At 72.9% G+C, this 15732-nt stretch carries 13 protein-coding genes and 3 pseudogenes; 10 read left to right on the top strand and 6 right to left on the bottom strand.

Translation table 11 applies throughout. The annotated features are described in order from the left end of the window. Positions 1-3: 3 nt before the first annotated feature. Positions 4-496, bottom strand: a pseudogene (locus OO48_RS41255) (transposase family protein); the annotation flags it as partial. Between the two features lie 159 nt (positions 497-655). On the opposite strand from OO48_RS41255, the gene OO48_RS25975 reads away from it, so the two are divergent. The 3 genes from OO48_RS25975 to OO48_RS25965 all read left to right on the top strand — a co-directional run bounded on the left by OO48_RS25975 (position 656) and on the right by OO48_RS25965 (position 3699). Then, positions 656-1492 carry a YwqG family protein gene (locus tag OO48_RS25975; protein ID WP_033220500.1) on the top strand — a complete coding sequence of 279 codons (837 nt, stop codon included), beginning with the start codon at positions 656-658 and terminating at the stop codon, positions 1490-1492. A gap of 327 nt (positions 1493-1819) precedes the next feature. Continuing rightward, positions 1820-3019, top strand: coding sequence for an IS110 family RNA-guided transposase (locus OO48_RS25970; RefSeq protein WP_033220463.1), 1200 nt, complete (start codon positions 1820-1822; stop codon positions 3017-3019). Positions 3020-3084: 65 nt separating this feature from the next. Next, positions 3085-3699, top strand: coding sequence for a hypothetical protein (locus OO48_RS25965; protein WP_157845538.1), 615 nt, complete (start codon positions 3085-3087; stop codon positions 3697-3699). A gap of 428 nt (positions 3700-4127) precedes the next feature. Here the strand turns inward: OO48_RS25965 and OO48_RS25960 are convergent, their stop codons facing one another. Next, positions 4128-4922: a hypothetical protein gene (locus OO48_RS25960; protein WP_033220459.1), complete on the bottom strand. Its 795-nt coding sequence runs from the start codon at positions 4920-4922 to the stop codon at positions 4128-4130. Between the two features lie 185 nt (positions 4923-5107). Here OO48_RS25960 and OO48_RS25950 point away from each other — a divergent pair, with 185 nt between their 5' ends. After that, the gene (locus OO48_RS25950; protein ID WP_051732803.1) at positions 5108-5539 is read left to right on the top strand and encodes a helix-turn-helix domain-containing protein; all 432 of its coding nucleotides are present in this window, start codon (positions 5108-5110) and stop codon (positions 5537-5539) included. A gap of 174 nt (positions 5540-5713) precedes the next feature. Further along, a complete protein-coding gene (locus OO48_RS25945) occupies positions 5714-6190 on the top strand; it encodes a hypothetical protein (protein WP_051732801.1) in 477 nt (158 codons plus the stop codon). A gap of 14 nt (positions 6191-6204) precedes the next feature. Here OO48_RS25945 and OO48_RS41250 read toward each other — a convergent pair. Next, positions 6205-7268, bottom strand: a pseudogene (locus tag OO48_RS41250) (IS630 family transposase). 203 nt (positions 7269-7471) lie between these two features. Beyond that, the gene (locus OO48_RS25930; protein ID WP_033220455.1) at positions 7472-8401 is read right to left on the bottom strand and encodes a pirin family protein; all 930 of its coding nucleotides are present in this window, start codon (positions 8399-8401) and stop codon (positions 7472-7474) included. A 127-nt stretch (positions 8402-8528) separates the two neighbouring features. Here OO48_RS25930 and OO48_RS25925 point away from each other — a divergent pair, with 127 nt between their 5' ends. From OO48_RS25925 to OO48_RS25910, 4 genes are all read left to right on the top strand, one after another. Continuing rightward, positions 8529-9014 carry a carboxymuconolactone decarboxylase family protein gene (locus OO48_RS25925; protein WP_081952378.1) on the top strand — a complete coding sequence of 162 codons (486 nt, stop codon included), beginning with the start codon at positions 8529-8531 and terminating at the stop codon, positions 9012-9014. A 133-nt stretch (positions 9015-9147) separates the two neighbouring features. Beyond that, positions 9148-10368, top strand: coding sequence for a serine hydrolase domain-containing protein (locus OO48_RS25920; protein WP_033220495.1), 1221 nt, complete (start codon positions 9148-9150; stop codon positions 10366-10368). Positions 10369-10437: 69 nt separating this feature from the next. Next, complete coding sequence (locus OO48_RS39350; protein WP_051732797.1) at positions 10438-12666, top strand: serine/threonine-protein kinase; 2229 nt, start codon at positions 10438-10440, stop codon at positions 12664-12666. Positions 12667-12807: 141 nt separating this feature from the next. Continuing rightward, the gene (locus OO48_RS25910) at positions 12808-13389 is read left to right on the top strand and encodes a DUF4291 domain-containing protein (protein WP_033220451.1); all 582 of its coding nucleotides are present in this window, start codon (positions 12808-12810) and stop codon (positions 13387-13389) included. A 140-nt stretch (positions 13390-13529) separates the two neighbouring features. On the opposite strand, the gene OO48_RS25905 is transcribed toward OO48_RS25910, so the two are convergent. Together OO48_RS25905 and OO48_RS25900 are read right to left on the bottom strand one after the other, a co-directional pair. Then, positions 13530-14072: a GNAT family N-acetyltransferase gene (locus OO48_RS25905; RefSeq protein WP_033220449.1), complete on the bottom strand. Its 543-nt coding sequence runs from the start codon at positions 14070-14072 to the stop codon at positions 13530-13532. A gap of 293 nt (positions 14073-14365) precedes the next feature. Further along, positions 14366-15124: an alpha/beta hydrolase gene (locus OO48_RS25900; protein ID WP_033220447.1), complete on the bottom strand. Its 759-nt coding sequence runs from the start codon at positions 15122-15124 to the stop codon at positions 14366-14368. A 468-nt stretch (positions 15125-15592) separates the two neighbouring features. Between OO48_RS25900 and OO48_RS37630 the strand changes: the two are divergent. Further along, positions 15593-15732, top strand: a pseudogene (locus OO48_RS37630) (5'-methylthioadenosine phosphorylase); the annotation flags it as partial.

The raw sequence follows: 15732 nt of genomic DNA, 5'->3' as shown, positions 1-15732 counted from the left end.
TTCGTCGGCGCGGACGACGGCGAGGAAGGCGTGGGCCAGCATCGCGAGGGTGACCCACCGGGCCCACGAGGGATAGCGGCGGACCTGGTGCTCATCCAGCCCGGCCAGTCCCTTCTCGGTTTGGAAGGTCTCCTCCACCCGCCATCGGGAACCTGCGACCCTGACCAGGGTGGCCAGGGATGCCGGCGTGCGGGAGTGGCATCGGTAGTAGGCGTGTTCACCGGTGCTGCGGTTACGGCGGATCAGCAGCTACCGCGACGTCGTCATGCAGGTGCTCGACGACGTATTCGCGCACGTCGTCAGGGACGCCATCGGCATCCCGGACGGCTCGGCACAGCAGATGCTGCATGCCGTGTGGGCTGGTCTCCCCGGCCCACTCCGCGATCGTCCAGCAGTTCTTGCGCGGCAGGTCCGACAGCAGGCCCAGTACCAACCGCCGGGCCCGCAACCGGGGTTCGACCCGGGCGAACCGGCCCGCGATCCGGCCCGTGGCCACCTCGAACGCCTCCCGCCAGCGGACGGGATCTGTGCTGCGACCAGCCGCCACTGTCTCATCGTCAGTGCACACAACTCACGATGATCAAGGATGCCACCGCTACGAGTTGCCTCGGGCAGCCCGGGCAGGTCGTCGGTGGCGGCGACTACCTTTGCCGGTGTGACAGATGAGCTTCGTGAAGCGTTGATTCCTTTTCGTACGAGGGCCGTTGAGGTGGGCAGCGTGTTCCACAGCGTGGACCCAATACCGGCGGAGGAGGTGGACCGGTGGATCGGCCACGCCCGGCCTTGCGCGATCCTCCGGTTGGACGGAGAGGGGCCGGTCGCGGGGAGGTTCGGCGGGCCACTGCTGCTGCCCGCCGACGTCCCGGACCCCAGGCACCCGTACGTCGGGTACATCGACTTCGCCGCGTTGCCGAAGGGCTCGACGGACCTTCCTCTGCCGCCGGACGGACGCCTGCTGCTCTTCGCCGAGATCTGGGAGCTGTGGGACGGCGACAATCGCGGCCATGCCGTCTATGTCCCGGCCGGCACTCCGGTGACAGAGCGCGACAGATATACCTGGACGGCCTACGGGGTCAACTACGTCGGCGAGTTCCGGGAGAACTTCGACGACTTCCCGCAGGGCGAGTTGAGAGTCACGGCCGAACCGGACCTGCCGGGCCAGGCACCTCCCGGTTTCCCGCACCAGGACGGGCTCCAGGCTGTCTGGTGGGACGTCGCGGGCAGGAAACGGCATCTGCAGCTCGGCGGCTACGCGGCGTACCCGGACCCGCTGGAGGAGATCGTGAGCTGCGCTGTGCAGCAGGCCGAGCAAGGGCGGTGGGGTGGCGGTGAGCCGGTGTCGGGCGACCCCGAGGACTGGGTTGCGCTGGTTCACTGGGACGCGGATGTCGCAGACCGGGAAGGCACGCAAATGCAGTGGGTCATCCAGCGGGCGGACCTGGAGGCCGGTCGCTTCGACCGCACCTACGTGACCGGCTACTACAACCCCTGACCCGGCGGGGCGAGCCGGTGACCGTAACGGGTGGTCACCTGGTCGTCCGGCTCGGTGTCGATCCCGCCGGGAGGTTCGCGCTGCAGATCCCGTTACCGTCTTCACGGCCCCGCAACGGGGTTCCCGGCCTCCGGTCCCGGCATGACTGTGTGCCCCTTGTCGATCATGATCGAAAAAGTGGTGTCACCGGGTTCGGAGGCGTTGGCAGACCGCTGATGAGGGGTTTGAGCGCCGATCCCACACCCGGGTGAGGCAGGCTCTCCGTAACGTGGATGCCGGCACGCCGATGCCGCAGGGCCGGGGAGAGCGAGACCTGGGGAGGGGCAGATGACCAGCACCGACGGCATAGATCTCTATCTCGGCCTGGACGTCGGCAAGGGCGAGCACCACGCAACCGCGCTCACACCGGCCGGCAAGAAGGCCTTCGACAAGGCACTGCCCAACAACGAGCCCAGGCTCCGTGAGCTGTTCACGAAACTGCAGGCCAAGCACGGGACGGTGCTGGTGGTGGACCAGCCGGCCACCGTCGGCGCCCTGCCACTGGCCGTCGCCCGCGACACCGGCTGCCGCACCGCCTACCTGCCCGGCCTGACCATGCGCCGGATCGCCGATCTCTATCCAGGCGAGGCGAAGACCGACGCCCGCGACGCGCACGTCATCGCGGACGCCGCCCGCACCATGCCGCACACCCTGCGCGACCTGGTGCCGGCCGACGAGACCGTCGCCGAGCTCGAGATGATCGCCGGCTTCGACGACGACCTCGCGGGCGAGTCGACGAGGATCAAGAACCGGCTGCGGGGCCTGCTCACCCAGATCCACCCGTCACTGGAACGCGTCCTGGGTCCCCGCCTGGATCACCCGGCCGTCCTCTCCCTGCTCGAACACCACGGCTCCCCAACCCAGTTGAGGAAGGCCGGCCGACGGCGACTGATCACGCTGCTGCGGCCCAGGGCTCCGCGGGTGGCCGAGCGCCTCGTCGAGGACATCTTCACCGCCCTGGACGAGCAGAGCGTCGTCGTCCCCGGCACCGAGGCCGCAGCCTTGATCGTCCCCAGCCTCGCCACCTCGCTGGCCGCGGTCCTCGACCAGCGAAAACTCCTCGCCACGAGGATCGAGGACCTGCTGGAGGCCCACCCTCTTTCCCCGGTCCTGATCTCGATGCCGGGCATCGGGGTCAGGACCGCCGCCCGGATCCTCGTCGACGTCGGTGACGCGAAGGCCTTCCCGAGCGCCGGCCACTTGGCCGCCTACGCCGGCCTGGCGCCCGTCACCCGCGCCTCCGGCTCCTCCATCCGCGGCGAACACCCATCCCGCCGAGGCAACAAACAGCTCAAACGAGCCTTCTACCTCGCCGCGTTCGCGTCGCTCTCCCAACCCGAGTCACGCGCCTACTACGACCGCAAACGCCGCGAGGGCAAGCACCACGTCGCCGCCCTCGTCTGCCTGGCCCGCCGACGCATCGACGTGCTCTTCGCCATGCTCCGAGACGGAACCCTCTACGAACCCCCGGCCGTCACCGCGGCTTGACGAAAACCATAGGGGCACGTTACCGGTCCGGCTCGGGCCGCAACCCGGTCACGGAAGGAGCAGCAATGTTCAATCGGATACGAATGGCGCCAAGCTGGCGCCGCCGGGTGGTTGCCCGCCTGGCTGCCGCGCTGACGGCCCTGGCCGCCGTCATGGCCACGGCCGGCGTCGCCGCGGCCCCCGCCCAGGCCACCGAGGGGCCCAGTCCTGTCTGGTACACCGGGATCGTCCGCAGCTGGGCACAGGGCCGATGCCTGGACAGCAACGACAACGGCGAGGTCTACACCATCCCGTGCAACGGGAGTCGGTACCAGCAGTGGAACATCATCATTCAGAACCACCCCAAAGACGAGTGGGCCACGGTATGGATCCAGAACGTGCAGACCGGCCGGTTCCTCGAACCCCATTGCGACACCTGCGGCAGCTGGCAGCCGGGGGTCTGGACATCCGGCTCGTTGGACGCCCTCCGGGCTTGGCTGCTCTTCCCGACGAACGACAACTGGACCGCGTGGCGCTTCGCGTGGAATCCCGGGATCACCCAGCGGTGCCTCGACGCCAATACGCCGACCGACACGACAAGCATGCATCCCTACCTGTCCTATACGGATTGGCAACCGGCCCCGCTGCTCCCCCCGAATTTCTGCAGCTCGAACTACCAGGACTGGAAACTGGGCTTCTGAGGACCGCCTGGCGGGAAATCCTCCGCAAAGACGGATGACCCGGGTGTCCGCGACGGAACCGGACAACACGTGACCCGTCCACGGACAAAAGCGAAGCCCCTGACGGGAACGGGGCCCGACACGACCGAGTCCCGGAGCCCCAGGGGCTTCGCCCCAGGCACCCACCGTGCCGGAGCAGTGGCGACGAGCCGCTCGGGCGCGGGAAATCGACGGATCTCCCGCGCCCGAGGACGGCGACGCGGCGGCCACCGGGGGCCGGTGGCCGCGGCGGGCACAGTCGGCTCAGGCACCGGCGGCCCGGCGGCCACACCGGCCACAGCTGCTCGCCAGCGACGCCGGGCGGGCCGGACGGCCACGGCGGCCAGGCCACCGTGATCTGCCGGGTAGGGAGTTCGTGCCGGGTGGTCCGCTGCCCGCCCCGGGCCCCGTCAGTCCAGGAAGAACGGGAGCACGGTGAGGGCGACGCCGCCGACCAGAAGGGGCAACCCGAAGAGGGTGAGGAAGCCGGAGGTGAGCGCGGTGCTCTTGGCCGACAGTTCGAAGGAGTGCTCCCCGGGGTCCGCGGGGTCGTAGACGACGCGGGTCACCGGGCCCAGGTTGTTGCCCCTGGCCAGGTGCTGGGCGCCATCGGCGCTGGTGTACGCGTACCAGAACGCCCCGTCCTTCCCCCTGGATTTGAAATGGGCCGGCACGGTGATCCCGCGCCGCCTCAACGCGAGATGCGCCCGCGTCAGGTGCACGGCGTTGAACTGCAGGCTCGCTCCGAGTATGAGCGGGATCACCGCGACGAGCGGGAGGACGATCGCCAAGGCCCCGCACACGACGCCGACGCCGATCGTGTTGCCGACGTAGGCGAGGAGGACGGCAAGCGCGATCGCGCGCGGCCGGTCGAGCGGCTTCCGCTTCGTCTTTTCCAGCTCCGCCGCCGGCGCCTGCGGGGCGACCGTGACGCGAGCGCTGCCCGCGGGATCGCGCCGCTCGGGGAGGGCTGCGGTCAGCGCGGTCAGGAAGGCGGCGGCGGCCGTCGGGTTGCCGCCGTCCACACGGTGCACGGCACCATCGGTGAGCACGATCTCGACGTGGTGCCCACCGTCGGTCCTGGCCTCCTGGACCACCACGAGCGGGATGTCGGTGCGGGCGCAGGGGTCGACGTGCTGGAGAGCGTCTTCTTCGAGTACCGTCTCGGAACCGTCGCCGCCCACCAGTATCTGCGCGGAAACCATCGCGTGTTCGCCCCCTGTTGGCACTCGGGTGCCCTCGCCGTTGCGTCACCGGAAAGCTACCGCGAAGAGCGGGCGCAGCTGCGCCGGGAGCGGGCACGGGAGCGCGGGCGGGCTGCCGCTGCGGTGGTGCAGGCTGGGATGCTGTTCGGCGACGAGGCCATAGAACCCGACGGGAAGGGATGATCATGGCTGCCGATGTGCTGTACACGCCGGTGGACCTGCTGGGTGTTGTGGCCGAGCTCGACCTGCCCGGGCAGGCCAACCGCGTGCTGTGGATGCTCATGGAGCAGCAGGAGGCCGGCGGCCGCTGCGTCTTCCAGCAGGCGAAACTGGCGGAGAAGCTCAAGATCAGCCGCTCCAGCGCGATCGTGGCCCTCGCCGCCCTGAACGCCGCGCGCCTGGTGTACCGGCCCGACGGCGGCTACAAGAGCTACCAGTTCAACCCCATGATCTCCGGCTACCGCACCCCCGCCGACGCATGGGACGCCATCGAAGCCATGGACCCCGACGACCGCCTCGACGACGACCACTTCATCACCAACTACAAGAAGCGCCTCGCCACCCGCGACGCCCGCGGCGCCCGCCGCCGCCGCACCCTGCTCACCATCGCCGGCTGACCCGGAACCGGCCTCCCCGGGGCCTTGCGGTCCCCTGTCACGGGCGCAGGGAGACACCGGTTCCGCCCTGGACGCCAGGCCGGGCGGGACAACCGGCCTGCCCCACCCCGGGCATCGGGCAGGGATGCAGAACCGGGCCCGGTCCGGACGGTTCGGCTGGCAAGATGCCGTGTCATGGGCACAAAAGCTGACCGGGACGAGGCGTACGTCCTCGACCTGTGCGACGAGTACCTCGGTGAGAGCGGCCTGCGCGAGCACCGCTTCGACTGGTTGCGCGGCGACCCCGGCGCCGGCGGACGACGGGCGACGCTGCCCGTCGACGGATACTGGCCCGGCCTGGAACTGGTCGTCGAGTACCGCGAGCGCCAGCACGACCAGCCGGTCACGTTCTTCGACAAGCCCGAGAAACTGACGATCAGCGGCGTCCACCGCGGCGAACAGCGGGCGCTGTACGACACCCGCCGCGACACCGAGATCCCCGCCCACGGACTGCGCCTCGCGATCATCCGCCCCAGCGACCTCGACGCCAACAACCAGGGCCGGCTACGCCGCCGAAACCGCGAGGCGGACCTCGCCGCGATCGCCGCCACCCTCGCACCCACCCTGGCTGCCGACCCCGACGAACCGGCCCGGAACAACTACTGCAGTTGAAAGCGTGATGTCGGTCAGCCGTCGAGGATGAGCCCGGTGCCGAGGAGGCATCCGTCGACCAGGTCCGGGCGGTACTGGATGCGCTTGAGTCTGCGCTTCACGGCCCGTGTGATCTGGCCGAGGTCGGCGGCGGCGAGGTTTCCGATGTCGCGCTTGACCAGGGACCAGACGCCCTCGGTCGGATTGAGGTCGGGGGCGTAGGTCGGCAGCTGGAACACCGTGAGCCAGTCGGCATTCGCGGCGATGAACTCCCGCATCCCTACTGTCAGGTGGAGGCGGAGGTTGTCCCAGACCAGGACGATCGGACCGCCGAGCTGGATCCGGGCACGGACGATCAGGTCGCGGAAGTCCCGCCAGCCGAAGCCCTTCGGCTCGTTCTTGCGGCCCCGGTACTCGCGCACCGCGTAGATCAGCCGGGACCGCTCGCCCGGTTTGAAGCAGGTCTTCCCCGCCATCGACAGCCGTCCGGAGCCCCGGGCCCGTACCCGCACGACCGGGGTACGGCCGATCCGGCCCCAGGTCCTGGCACGCGGCGGAGTCATCGACTGCCCGGCTTCGTCCTCGAAGACCAGCCACGCGTTGCGCTCCGCCGCGATTCCCTTACCCGCGGCCAGGTCTCCTCCCGCCACACCTCGACAGCACTGTCTTCGCGCTCGATCGCGCGACGGGCCGGCTGCTGCCACGACCAGCCGAGCCGCTTGAGCAACTGCCACGTGCCCTCGACCGTGTACGAGACGTGAAACAGCCGGCCGATCAGCGTCTTGATCCGCGCGAGCGTCCACCGCTGGTCCGCCCACCCATGGGCGAGCGGCCCGCTCCCCAACTCCCTTTCCAGCCTGGCGAGCTGGCCAGGGCCGAGCCTCGGGCGCCCCGGTGGTCCCTTCGACTGGACGCCGGTCTCTCCGCGCTCGCGCCAGGCCCGCCGCTACCGCTCGACCGACCGCTCGCTCACCCGCAACGCGGCGGCGATCTCCCTGTTCTTCTGCCCCGACTCGAAGCGTTCCACGGCCCGCAACCGGATCCGCTCCCGCGCGGCCCTCTCGGTGTCGGTCAGCCCGCCATCCTGCGCGTACCTCACGCCAACAGAGCTACCGGAGGAGACCGGTGGCCGTCAGGCAACAGCCCCGACATCACTCTTTCAGGTTCAGTAGGTCGACTGCGACTGCCGTCGAGACCCTTGCCGACAACGTTCGCCAGTGCGGGATCCCTTGCCGGAGGCGGTCGTGGAGCACCGGTCTCGCTCCGGTGGACGCGACCGCCCCGGCCGTGGGTTACCGCAGGTCAGTGCCGGTTTCCGCGCGCCTTGAGGGCCACGTTCGGCAGCTCCGGTGCGGGCAGGCGGTCGCCCGGGTAGCCGTGGACTTCGCCGAACCGTTCGCCCCTCTCCCAGTCGAGCCGTGCTTGTGCGATCTCCTCGCCGGTGCGGCCGATGAAGTTCCACCACATGACGATGGACTCGCCGAAGGGCGGGCCGCCGAGCAGGATCAGGCGGGCCGGGGTGGTGGAGGTGTTGGTGAGGGTGAGGGTGCTGCGGCCGGGCGGGAGGTGCCCGAGGTCGGCGGGGTGCAGGGGGGTGCCGGCGAAGAGGACGTCGCCCTGGTCGACGAGGAGGCCGTGTTCGAAGGCGGGGTCGACGTCCAGGGTGGCGGTGGCGCCGGCGGGGAGGGTGAGTTCGGCGCCGAGGAGGGGGGTGAAGGTGGGGACGGGGGAGGTGTCGCCGGCCAGGGTGCCGAGGAAGACCCGGGCCTGGCCGCCGCCGGGGAGCGGGACGGGGGCGGGGACGTGGTGGTGGAAGTCGCGGGCGGTGTGCCGGTGGGCGTCGGGGAGGGCGACCCAGAGCTGGACGCCGTGCAGGACGGTGGTGGCGGCGGTGGAGGTCTCGGAGTGCGCGATGCCCCGGCCGGCCGTCATCAGGTTGAGTTCGCCGGGCCGGACGAAGGCGTGCACGCCGAGGCTGTCGCGGTGCTCGATCTCGCCGCTGAACAGCCAACTGACGGTCTGCAGGCCGATGTGCGGGTGCGGGGCGACGTCCATGCCGCCGGTGGTGGCGACGTCGTCGGGGCCGTAGTGGTCGATGAAGCACCAGGCGCCGATCAGGGTGCGTTCGCGCTGCGGGAGGGTGCGCCGGACGGTCATCGCGCGCGGGCCGCCGAGCGGGACGTCGCGCGGGGGCAGGACTTCGGCCGCGCCGTTCTCGGTGGTGCTGCTCATCGGGTGCTCCCTCCCGTGCCGCCGCGGATCGGCGAGCACGTCCGGCAAATCGTTTCATCTTCAACTATCATGGAACCGAGCATCCGACAAACACCGGTGCGCGGTGGAGCAGTGGAGGAGAGTCCAGGTGACCGAGGTGACCGAGGTGGCGGCCCCGACGGGTCGGGTCTACGTCGACAAGCAGACCCCGCAGGCGTTCCGCGCCATGCTGGGCACCGCCGAGGCCGTCCGGCAGGCCGCCGCCGAGGCCGGGCTCGACCGCCGCCTGGTCGAACTGGTCAACCTGCGCGTCTCGCAACTCAACGGCTGCGCCTACTGCCTGGACGTGCACACCAAGGCCGCGCTCAAGGAGGGCGAGGGCGTGCAGCGGCTCGGCGTGCTGGCCGCGTGGCGGGACGCCGCCGTGTTCGACGCCCGCGAGCGCGCCGCCCTCGCGCTCGCCGAGGCGACCACCCACCCCGCCGACGCGGCCGCGCAGGAGGCCGCGTACGCGCAGGCCAGGCAGGTGTTCGACGACGGGCAGATCTCGGCGGTCATCTGGGTGGCGATCACCATCAACGCGTTCAACCGGGTGTCGATCCTGAGCAAGCACCCCGTCCGCCCGGCCCGCTGACGCCCCGTCGGCAGGCCCGGCCGCCGCACGGGTGGAATCGCGGGGCGCGGCGGGCGGGCGGGGCGCGGCGGGGGCGTCCGGGTGGTGACCTGTGCGGAACAGGCCCACCCCCCTCCCGGAAGAGATGCCCGTCATGCGCCGTCCCCGCGCCCGGCGACTCGCCGTCGCGCTGCTCGCCCTGACCGCCCTCCTCCCCGCCGCCCCGGCCGCCGCCGACTCCGGCGCCCCGTTCGCCCGCCCCGCCGTACAACCCGCGCTCCGCCCGGTGCACCAACTGGCGGACGAGGACTGCCCGCTCGACCCGGCCCTCGCGGCCCGGCTGGACGCGGCGATCACCGACGTGCGCGAACGGACCGGCACGCCCGGTGTGATCGTCGGACTGTGGATGCCCGGCCGCGGCACGTACGTCCACGCGGACGGCGTCGCCGACAAGGCCACCGGACAGCCGATGACGCCCGACCTGAACCTGCGGATCGGCAGCGAGACCAAGACCTTCACCGTCACCGCCGTGCTCGAACTCGTCGACCGGGGACTGGTCGGCCTCGACGACCCGATCGGCGAGTACCTCGACGGCGTCCCCGACGGCGAGCACGTCACGATCCGCCAGCTCGCCGAGATGCGCAGCGGGCTGTACTCCTACACCTTCGACGACGACTTCGTGCACGCCCTGCTCAGCGACCCCGAACGGCCCTTCACCCCGCAGGAGTTGCTCTCGTACGCGTTCAAGCACGACAACGTGTTCCCGCCCGGCACCGACTACCAGTACTCGAACACCAACGCCGTCCTGCTCGGCCTGCTGGTCGAGAAGCTCGGCCGGATGCCGCTGCGCGACTTCATCCACCGCAACGTCACCGAGCCCGCCCACCTGAACCGCACCCTCTTCCCGCGCGCCGCCGAACTGCCCCGCCCCTACGCGCACGGCTACACCGACCAGACCCCGGACGGCTCCGTCGCCGACGCCACCCACTGGAACCCGTCCTGGAGCTGGGCGGCCGGCGCGATGATCTCCGACCTGCACGACCTGCGCCACTGGGCGAAGACCCTGGCCACCGGCGCCCTGCTCAGCCCCGTCACCCAGGCCGAACGCGAGAAGTTCCTGCCCGTCCCGGGCTTCGGCGACGGCGCCGGCTACGGGCTCGGCCTGTTCCGGATCGGCGGCTGGGTCGGCCACAACGGCTCACTGCCCGGCTACGAGAGCGTCACCCTCCACCTGCCCGAGCAGGACGCGACCCTGGTGATCCTGCTGAACACCGACATCATCCACGAGGGCAACGAACCCTCCACCCTGTTCGCCGAGGCGGTCACCTCGATCGCCACCCCCGGCCACGTGTACGAGCTGCCCGCCGAGAAGTAACCCCAGGCCGGGAACCCCGGCCCGCCCTCCCGTCGTCCTGACAGCGACGACGGGGGAAGGGGTTCGGACATGCGGGAGATCGGGCCGTACCGGGTGCTGCGGGAACTCGGGGCGGGCGGCATGGGGCAGGTCCACCTGTGCCGCACCGCCGGCGGGGTGCTGGTGGCCGTCAAGGTGATGCACCCCGAGTACGCCCGCGACGACGCGGCCCGCCGCCGCTTCGCCCGGGAGGCCCGGGCCGCCCGGCGGGTCGGCGGCGCGTGGACCGCGCCCGTGCTGGACGCCGACCTGGACGCCGAACGCCCCTGGCTGGCGATCGCGTACGTCCCCGCGCCGAGCCTGGCCGAACTGCTGCGCGCCACCGGGCCGCTGCCCGTCCCCTCGGTGCGCCGCCTGGGCGCGGGCATCGCCGAGGCACTCGCCGCCGTGCACGCCGCCGGGCTGGTCCACCGCGACGTCAAACCGGACAATGTGCTGGTCACCGCGCACGGCCCGAAGGTGATCGACTTCGGCATCTCGCGCGCCCCCGGCCAGACCCTCACCATGGACGGTGTCACCGGCACCCCCGGCTACATGTCGCCCGAGCAGATCGCACGGCCCGCCGAAGTCGGCCCGCCCAGCGACGTGTTCGCCCTCGGTGCCGTCCTCGCCGCGGCGGCCCAGGGCCGCCACCCCTGGACCGGCAACGGCGGACCCGAGGACATCTGGCCCGTGCTGCAGCGCACCGTCGACGGACGGCCCGACCTCACCGACGTCCCCGCGCCGCTGCTGCCCGCCGTCGCCCGCTGCCTCGACCCCGACCCGGCCCTGCGCCCGACACCCCGCCAACTCATCACCCTGCTCGACCCCGACCCGGCCGCGCCCTGGCTGCCGCCCGCCGGCCTCGCCCTGGTCGCCCGGCACGAACAGGACCGGGGCGCGCCCCGGGGCGCCGGAGCCGTCCGCCCGCACCCGCTGATCGCCCGGCACCCCGAGGTGCTCGACCTGATCGCCCGCCGCGCCGCCGCCGAGCAACTCCCGCCCGCCCCGGGCCGTGGCGCCCTCGCCGCCCTCCTCCCCGCCGCCGCCGAACTGTACGGCCCCGACCACCCCGACGCCCTCGACCTGCGACTCGCCCACGCCACCCGCACCGGCGAAGCCGGACAGCCCGCCCAGGCCGCCGCGCTCCTCACCGACCTGGCCGAACACACCGCCAGGGTCCTCGGCCCGGACGCCCCCGCCGTGTTCCACCAGCGCGTCGCACTCGTCCACCACACCGCCCGCTCCGGCGCCCTCGGCGTCGCCCTCGGCATGTCCGCGCTGCTCGGCGAACGCGCCCGCGCCGCACTCGCCCCCGCCGACCCGCTCCACCACCGGGTGCACACCCAACTCGGCGAACTGCTCGCCGAGGGCCGGCAGTACGACTCCGCCTCGGCCGCGTACGAGATCGCCGCCGACGGCCTCGCCGGGCAGCACGGCGAACGGCACCCCGACGTCCTGGAGGCCCGCTACTGGCAGGCCCACTGGACGTACAGCGCCGCACCCCGCAGCGGCCGGGCGATCGCGCTGTTCGCCCGGCTCGCCGCCGAGTGCGAGGCCGCCCACGGACCGGCCGCCATGGAGACCCTCTCCGCCCGGGAGGGCCACGCGTACGCCACCGCCGGGGCGGGCGACGGCGGGCAGGCGCTCCGGCTGTACGACCGACTGGTCCGGGACTGCGCGCAGTTGCGCGGACCGCTGGACGAACTCACCCTCACCGCCCGCTCCGGCCTCGCCCACCACCTCGGCGAGCTGGGCGCCACGGAGAGCGCCGCCGCCGCGTTCGAGGAACTCGTCCGCGACTGCGAGAGCGCCCTCGGCCCCTCCCACGTCCGCACCCTCGGCGCCCGCGAGGCCCGGACGCGCTGGAACGCCCGCACCGCCGCCCCGAACCCGGCCCCGGCGACCGGCGCGGTGGTGGGTGCGGTGGGTGCGGCAGGGACGGCGGGGGCGGTCGGGACGGGGGGAGCGGACGAAGGGGCCCTCACCGCCCGGATCCGCGCCGCCCTCGCCCTCGGTGAGCACGGCGACCCCGCCACCGCCGTCACCGTGCTCGCGGACACCGCCGCCGAAGCCGCCCGCACCCTCGGCCCGCACCACTTCGTCACCTTCCGGGCCCGCCTCGACGCCGCCCGCCTGACCGCGCGGGCCGGCGACCGCGCCGCCGCCCTGCACCACCTCAACGTGCTGCACGTGGACACCGCCGCGCACTTCGGCGAACAGCACGGCCGACTGCTCACCATCGCCCTCACCCGCCGCCAGGTCGAGGAGCAGCCCTGACGCCGTACCGGTCGGGGCCGGGATCGGGATCGGGGGCGGGGGCGGGGGCCGGGGTGGGCGGTGGTGCGCGGTGGTGGTGCGCGGTGGTGGGCGGCGGAAAACACCTGGCCGGAGCGGCGGGGGGACTGGCAGGGTCGGGGCATGGCCCAGCAGCGCTCCGCCGGGCGGTACGAGATCCGGGCGGACCACGACGACACCACCCTCGTGGTCCACCAGGCGTACTACCCGGCGATCGCCGACGCGGCGCTGCGCGCGGGCCGCTTCGTCGCACCCTTCTCGTTCCGGCGGATGACCTGGATCAAGCCCTCGCTGCCCTGGCTGCTGCACCGCAGCAACTGGGCGGCCAAGCCCGGGCAGGAACGCGTCCTCGCCGTGCGGATCACCCGCCGGGGCTGGGAACAGGCGCTCGCCGCCGCCGAGTTGACCACCGGTGACCAGGACCGACTGGCCGCCGCCCCCGTCCACGTCCAGTGGGACCCGGAGCGCTCGCTGCGCGGTGCCGCGCTCAACCACTACAGCATCCAGGTCGGCCTCGGCCGCGACACCGTCCGCGCGTACGCCGAAGAGTGGACCGTCGCACTGACCGACCTCATCCCGCGCGTCCGCCGCGCCGCCGAGCACGTCCGGGCCGGCCGCACCGATCTGGCCCGGCGTCTGCTGCCCACCGAACGCCCCTACCCGCTGCCCGCCGGACTCGCCGCACGCCTGTACCGGGCGGACTGAGCGAGCAGACGGGTCGTCGGCCCCGGCCGGGCAGGGGCCGCCGGGGATCAGCGCCGGGGGATCAGGACCGGAAAGCAGGTGTGGGGGAGCAGGGGCGGGGTGGGCGTGGCACCGGAATCAGAGGCGGGGAGGGGCGGGGATCAGGGACGGTCTCCGGGCAGGTCGGCCGGGCGGATCCGGTACACCTGGAGGTTCAGGCCGTAGTACTTGGTGGTCTCGCCGACCCAGCGCATCCCCAGCCGCTTCGCCACCGCGTGCGCCCGGTCGTTCTTGGGCCGGGCCACCGCGAAGACCTCCTCGATGTCCTGGGTGAACACCCAGTGCAGCAGCGCCAGGCCCGCCTCCGTCGCGTAGCCCTGGCCCCAGGACTGCGGGGAGAGCTGCCAGGTGATCTCCAGGTCCTCGTCGTAGGGCGGCAGCGGGCGGATCCCCAGCCCGCCGATCACCTTCCCGTCCTCGCGGCGCTCCACCGCCCACCGTCCGCGCGGCGGCAGCAACTCGGCCTGTTCCCGCTCCCAGCGGTGCAGCACCGAACGCATCGCCTCGGCGTCGACGACCTGGTCCATCACGGGCGTCAGCCAGCGGGCGACATCCGTGGAGCCGTACACGGCCAGCGCGTCCTCGGCGTCGTCCGGTGTCCAGTCCCGGACGACGAGCCGATCAGTGGTCAGGCTGATCCCCATGGGCGGGTCCTCCCTCAGTCGATTGGCGGACGTCTCCCTCCACCGGAGTGTGCGCTCCCTACCCGCCCGAGGCGAGCCGGAAGCCTGATCCGCACCACCTGTCACCGGACGGTCACCCGCCCGCCGACCGCCGTACACCGCCCGCTGGGCACCGCCCGCCGGGCACGACCGGGGCCGGGCCGAGTGGAGCCGTGCCGGGCCGTTGCCGTGCCGGGCCGTTGCCGTGCCGTGCCGGACCGTTGCCGTGCCGTGCCGGACCGTTGCCGTGCCGTGCCGTTGCCGTGCCGGGCTGCTCAGCGGCGGCGACCGAGCGGGAGGCGCAGGCCGTCCGGATCCTGGCCGTGCAGGGACAGCGCGGTGTCGACCTCCTCGGGCAGCGGGCCCACGCCGAGCAGGGCCAGGGCCAGCGCGGCGGTGCCGCGGTGCCAGTCGCCGGCCCGCCGCATCAGGGTGTGACCGCTGCCCGGCACCCGGTAGCCGGCCACCCGCGCGCCGTGCCCCCGGGCCCGCAGTGCGAACAGGTCGGTGTCCTCCGGCGGGGTGATCTTGTCCCGGTCGCCGTGCAGCATCAGCACCGAGCGGCCCCGCAGGTGCTCGGTCGGCTCGTCCCGGGGGCACCACGGTGCCAGCGCCACCACGCCCAGCACGCACGGGTGCGACGCCGCCCGCAGCGCGGCCCGGCCGCCCATCGAGTGTCCGATCAGCACCGTCGGCACCGGCCCCAACTGTTCGGCCAGGTCGGACAGCGCCGCCTCCGCGTCACGGGCCGCGTCCGCCCGGTCACCGTTCCACCCGCGGCAGCGGTAGCGCACCGTGCCCACCGCCACCGACCGGCCGTCCGCCACCCCCGCCCCGCGCTGCACCGCCTTCGCGAACGGTCGCATCCGCAACCCCGGCAGGTTCAGCACCGGAGGCGGCTGCGCCCCGAACTCCTTGCCGCCGTGCAGCACCAGCACCGCCGCGTCCGGTGAGGGCGGCAGCACCCGCCAAGCCAGCGGCCGGTGCGCCCCCACCACCCCACCACCCACCCGCACCGCGACCCGACCGCTCATCGCACCGTCCCCTGCCCTAGCCGTTCACATGCCGTGGTCGCTCGCAGTGGCCCACCCGCACCCGACGACCGAAACCGCCACTCTACGCGGGCGCCCCCGTCGGACGGCCGCCCCGGACCGAGGACGGCGAACGGACGGGCACACCGGCCAATTGCACCGGCCGAGCCCACCGGACGAGCGCACCGGACGAGCGTGCGGCCCCGTGCGCCGGGCGGGCCGCGATCACGCGGTGTGCGGGCGGCCGGTGGGCGGCGCACCGCGACCGCCGGTGTGCGTCGGGCGAGCTGACTGCTCGTAAGGTTGGGAGCGTGCCCACGGCGCGCGGCCGGACCGGTCCGCCCACGCGCCGGACCCGCGCACCGCGGACCCGCCCCACCGGACCCACCCGAGCCACCGGCCCCGCCCGGTCTGGTCCGGGACCGGGCCGGGAGCGGGGCCGCGACCGATCGCCAGAGCCGAGGGAGAGCCATGGCCGACGTCCACCCGCCCCGCACCGACGGCACCCCGACCGCCGAACTCGGCGTCATCGGCGGGTCGGGCCTGTACGCCCTGCTCGACGACGTCACCGAGGTGCGTGTCGAGACCCCGTACGGGCCGCCGTCCGACGC

The sequence above is a fragment of the Kitasatospora phosalacinea genome (assembly GCF_000716545.1).
GTDB classification, from domain to species: domain Bacteria; phylum Actinomycetota; class Actinomycetes; order Streptomycetales; family Streptomycetaceae; genus Kitasatospora; species Kitasatospora phosalacinea.
Note: the sequence above shows the minus strand (reverse complement) of the source record. Positions and strands in the feature narration are given on the sequence as shown.

What these genes read in the sequence shown, in the direction of transcription:
- OO48_RS25970 (WP_033220463.1), top strand. Translation starts at nt 1,820, where the DNA reads ATGACCAGCACCGACGGCATAGATCTCTATCTCGGCCTGGACGTCGGC.
- OO48_RS25965 (WP_157845538.1), top strand. Translation starts at nt 3,085, where the DNA reads ATGTTCAATCGGATACGAATGGCGCCAAGCTGGCGCCGCCGGGTGGTT.
- OO48_RS25960 (WP_033220459.1), bottom strand. Translation starts at nt 4,922, where the DNA reads ATGGTTTCCGCGCAGATACTGGTGGGCGGCGACGGTTCCGAGACGGTA.
- OO48_RS25950 (WP_051732803.1), top strand. Translation starts at nt 5,108, where the DNA reads ATGGCTGCCGATGTGCTGTACACGCCGGTGGACCTGCTGGGTGTTGTG.
- OO48_RS25945 (WP_051732801.1), top strand. Translation starts at nt 5,714, where the DNA reads ATGGGCACAAAAGCTGACCGGGACGAGGCGTACGTCCTCGACCTGTGC.
- OO48_RS25930 (WP_033220455.1), bottom strand. Translation starts at nt 8,401, where the DNA reads ATGAGCAGCACCACCGAGAACGGCGCGGCCGAAGTCCTGCCCCCGCGC.
- OO48_RS25920 (WP_033220495.1), top strand. Translation starts at nt 9,148, where the DNA reads ATGCGCCGTCCCCGCGCCCGGCGACTCGCCGTCGCGCTGCTCGCCCTG.
- OO48_RS39350 (WP_051732797.1), top strand. Translation starts at nt 10,438, where the DNA reads ATGCGGGAGATCGGGCCGTACCGGGTGCTGCGGGAACTCGGGGCGGGC.
- OO48_RS25910 (WP_033220451.1), top strand. Translation starts at nt 12,808, where the DNA reads ATGGCCCAGCAGCGCTCCGCCGGGCGGTACGAGATCCGGGCGGACCAC.
- OO48_RS25905 (WP_033220449.1), bottom strand. Translation starts at nt 14,072, where the DNA reads ATGGGGATCAGCCTGACCACTGATCGGCTCGTCGTCCGGGACTGGACA.
- OO48_RS25900 (WP_033220447.1), bottom strand. Translation starts at nt 15,124, where the DNA reads ATGAGCGGTCGGGTCGCGGTGCGGGTGGGTGGTGGGGTGGTGGGGGCG.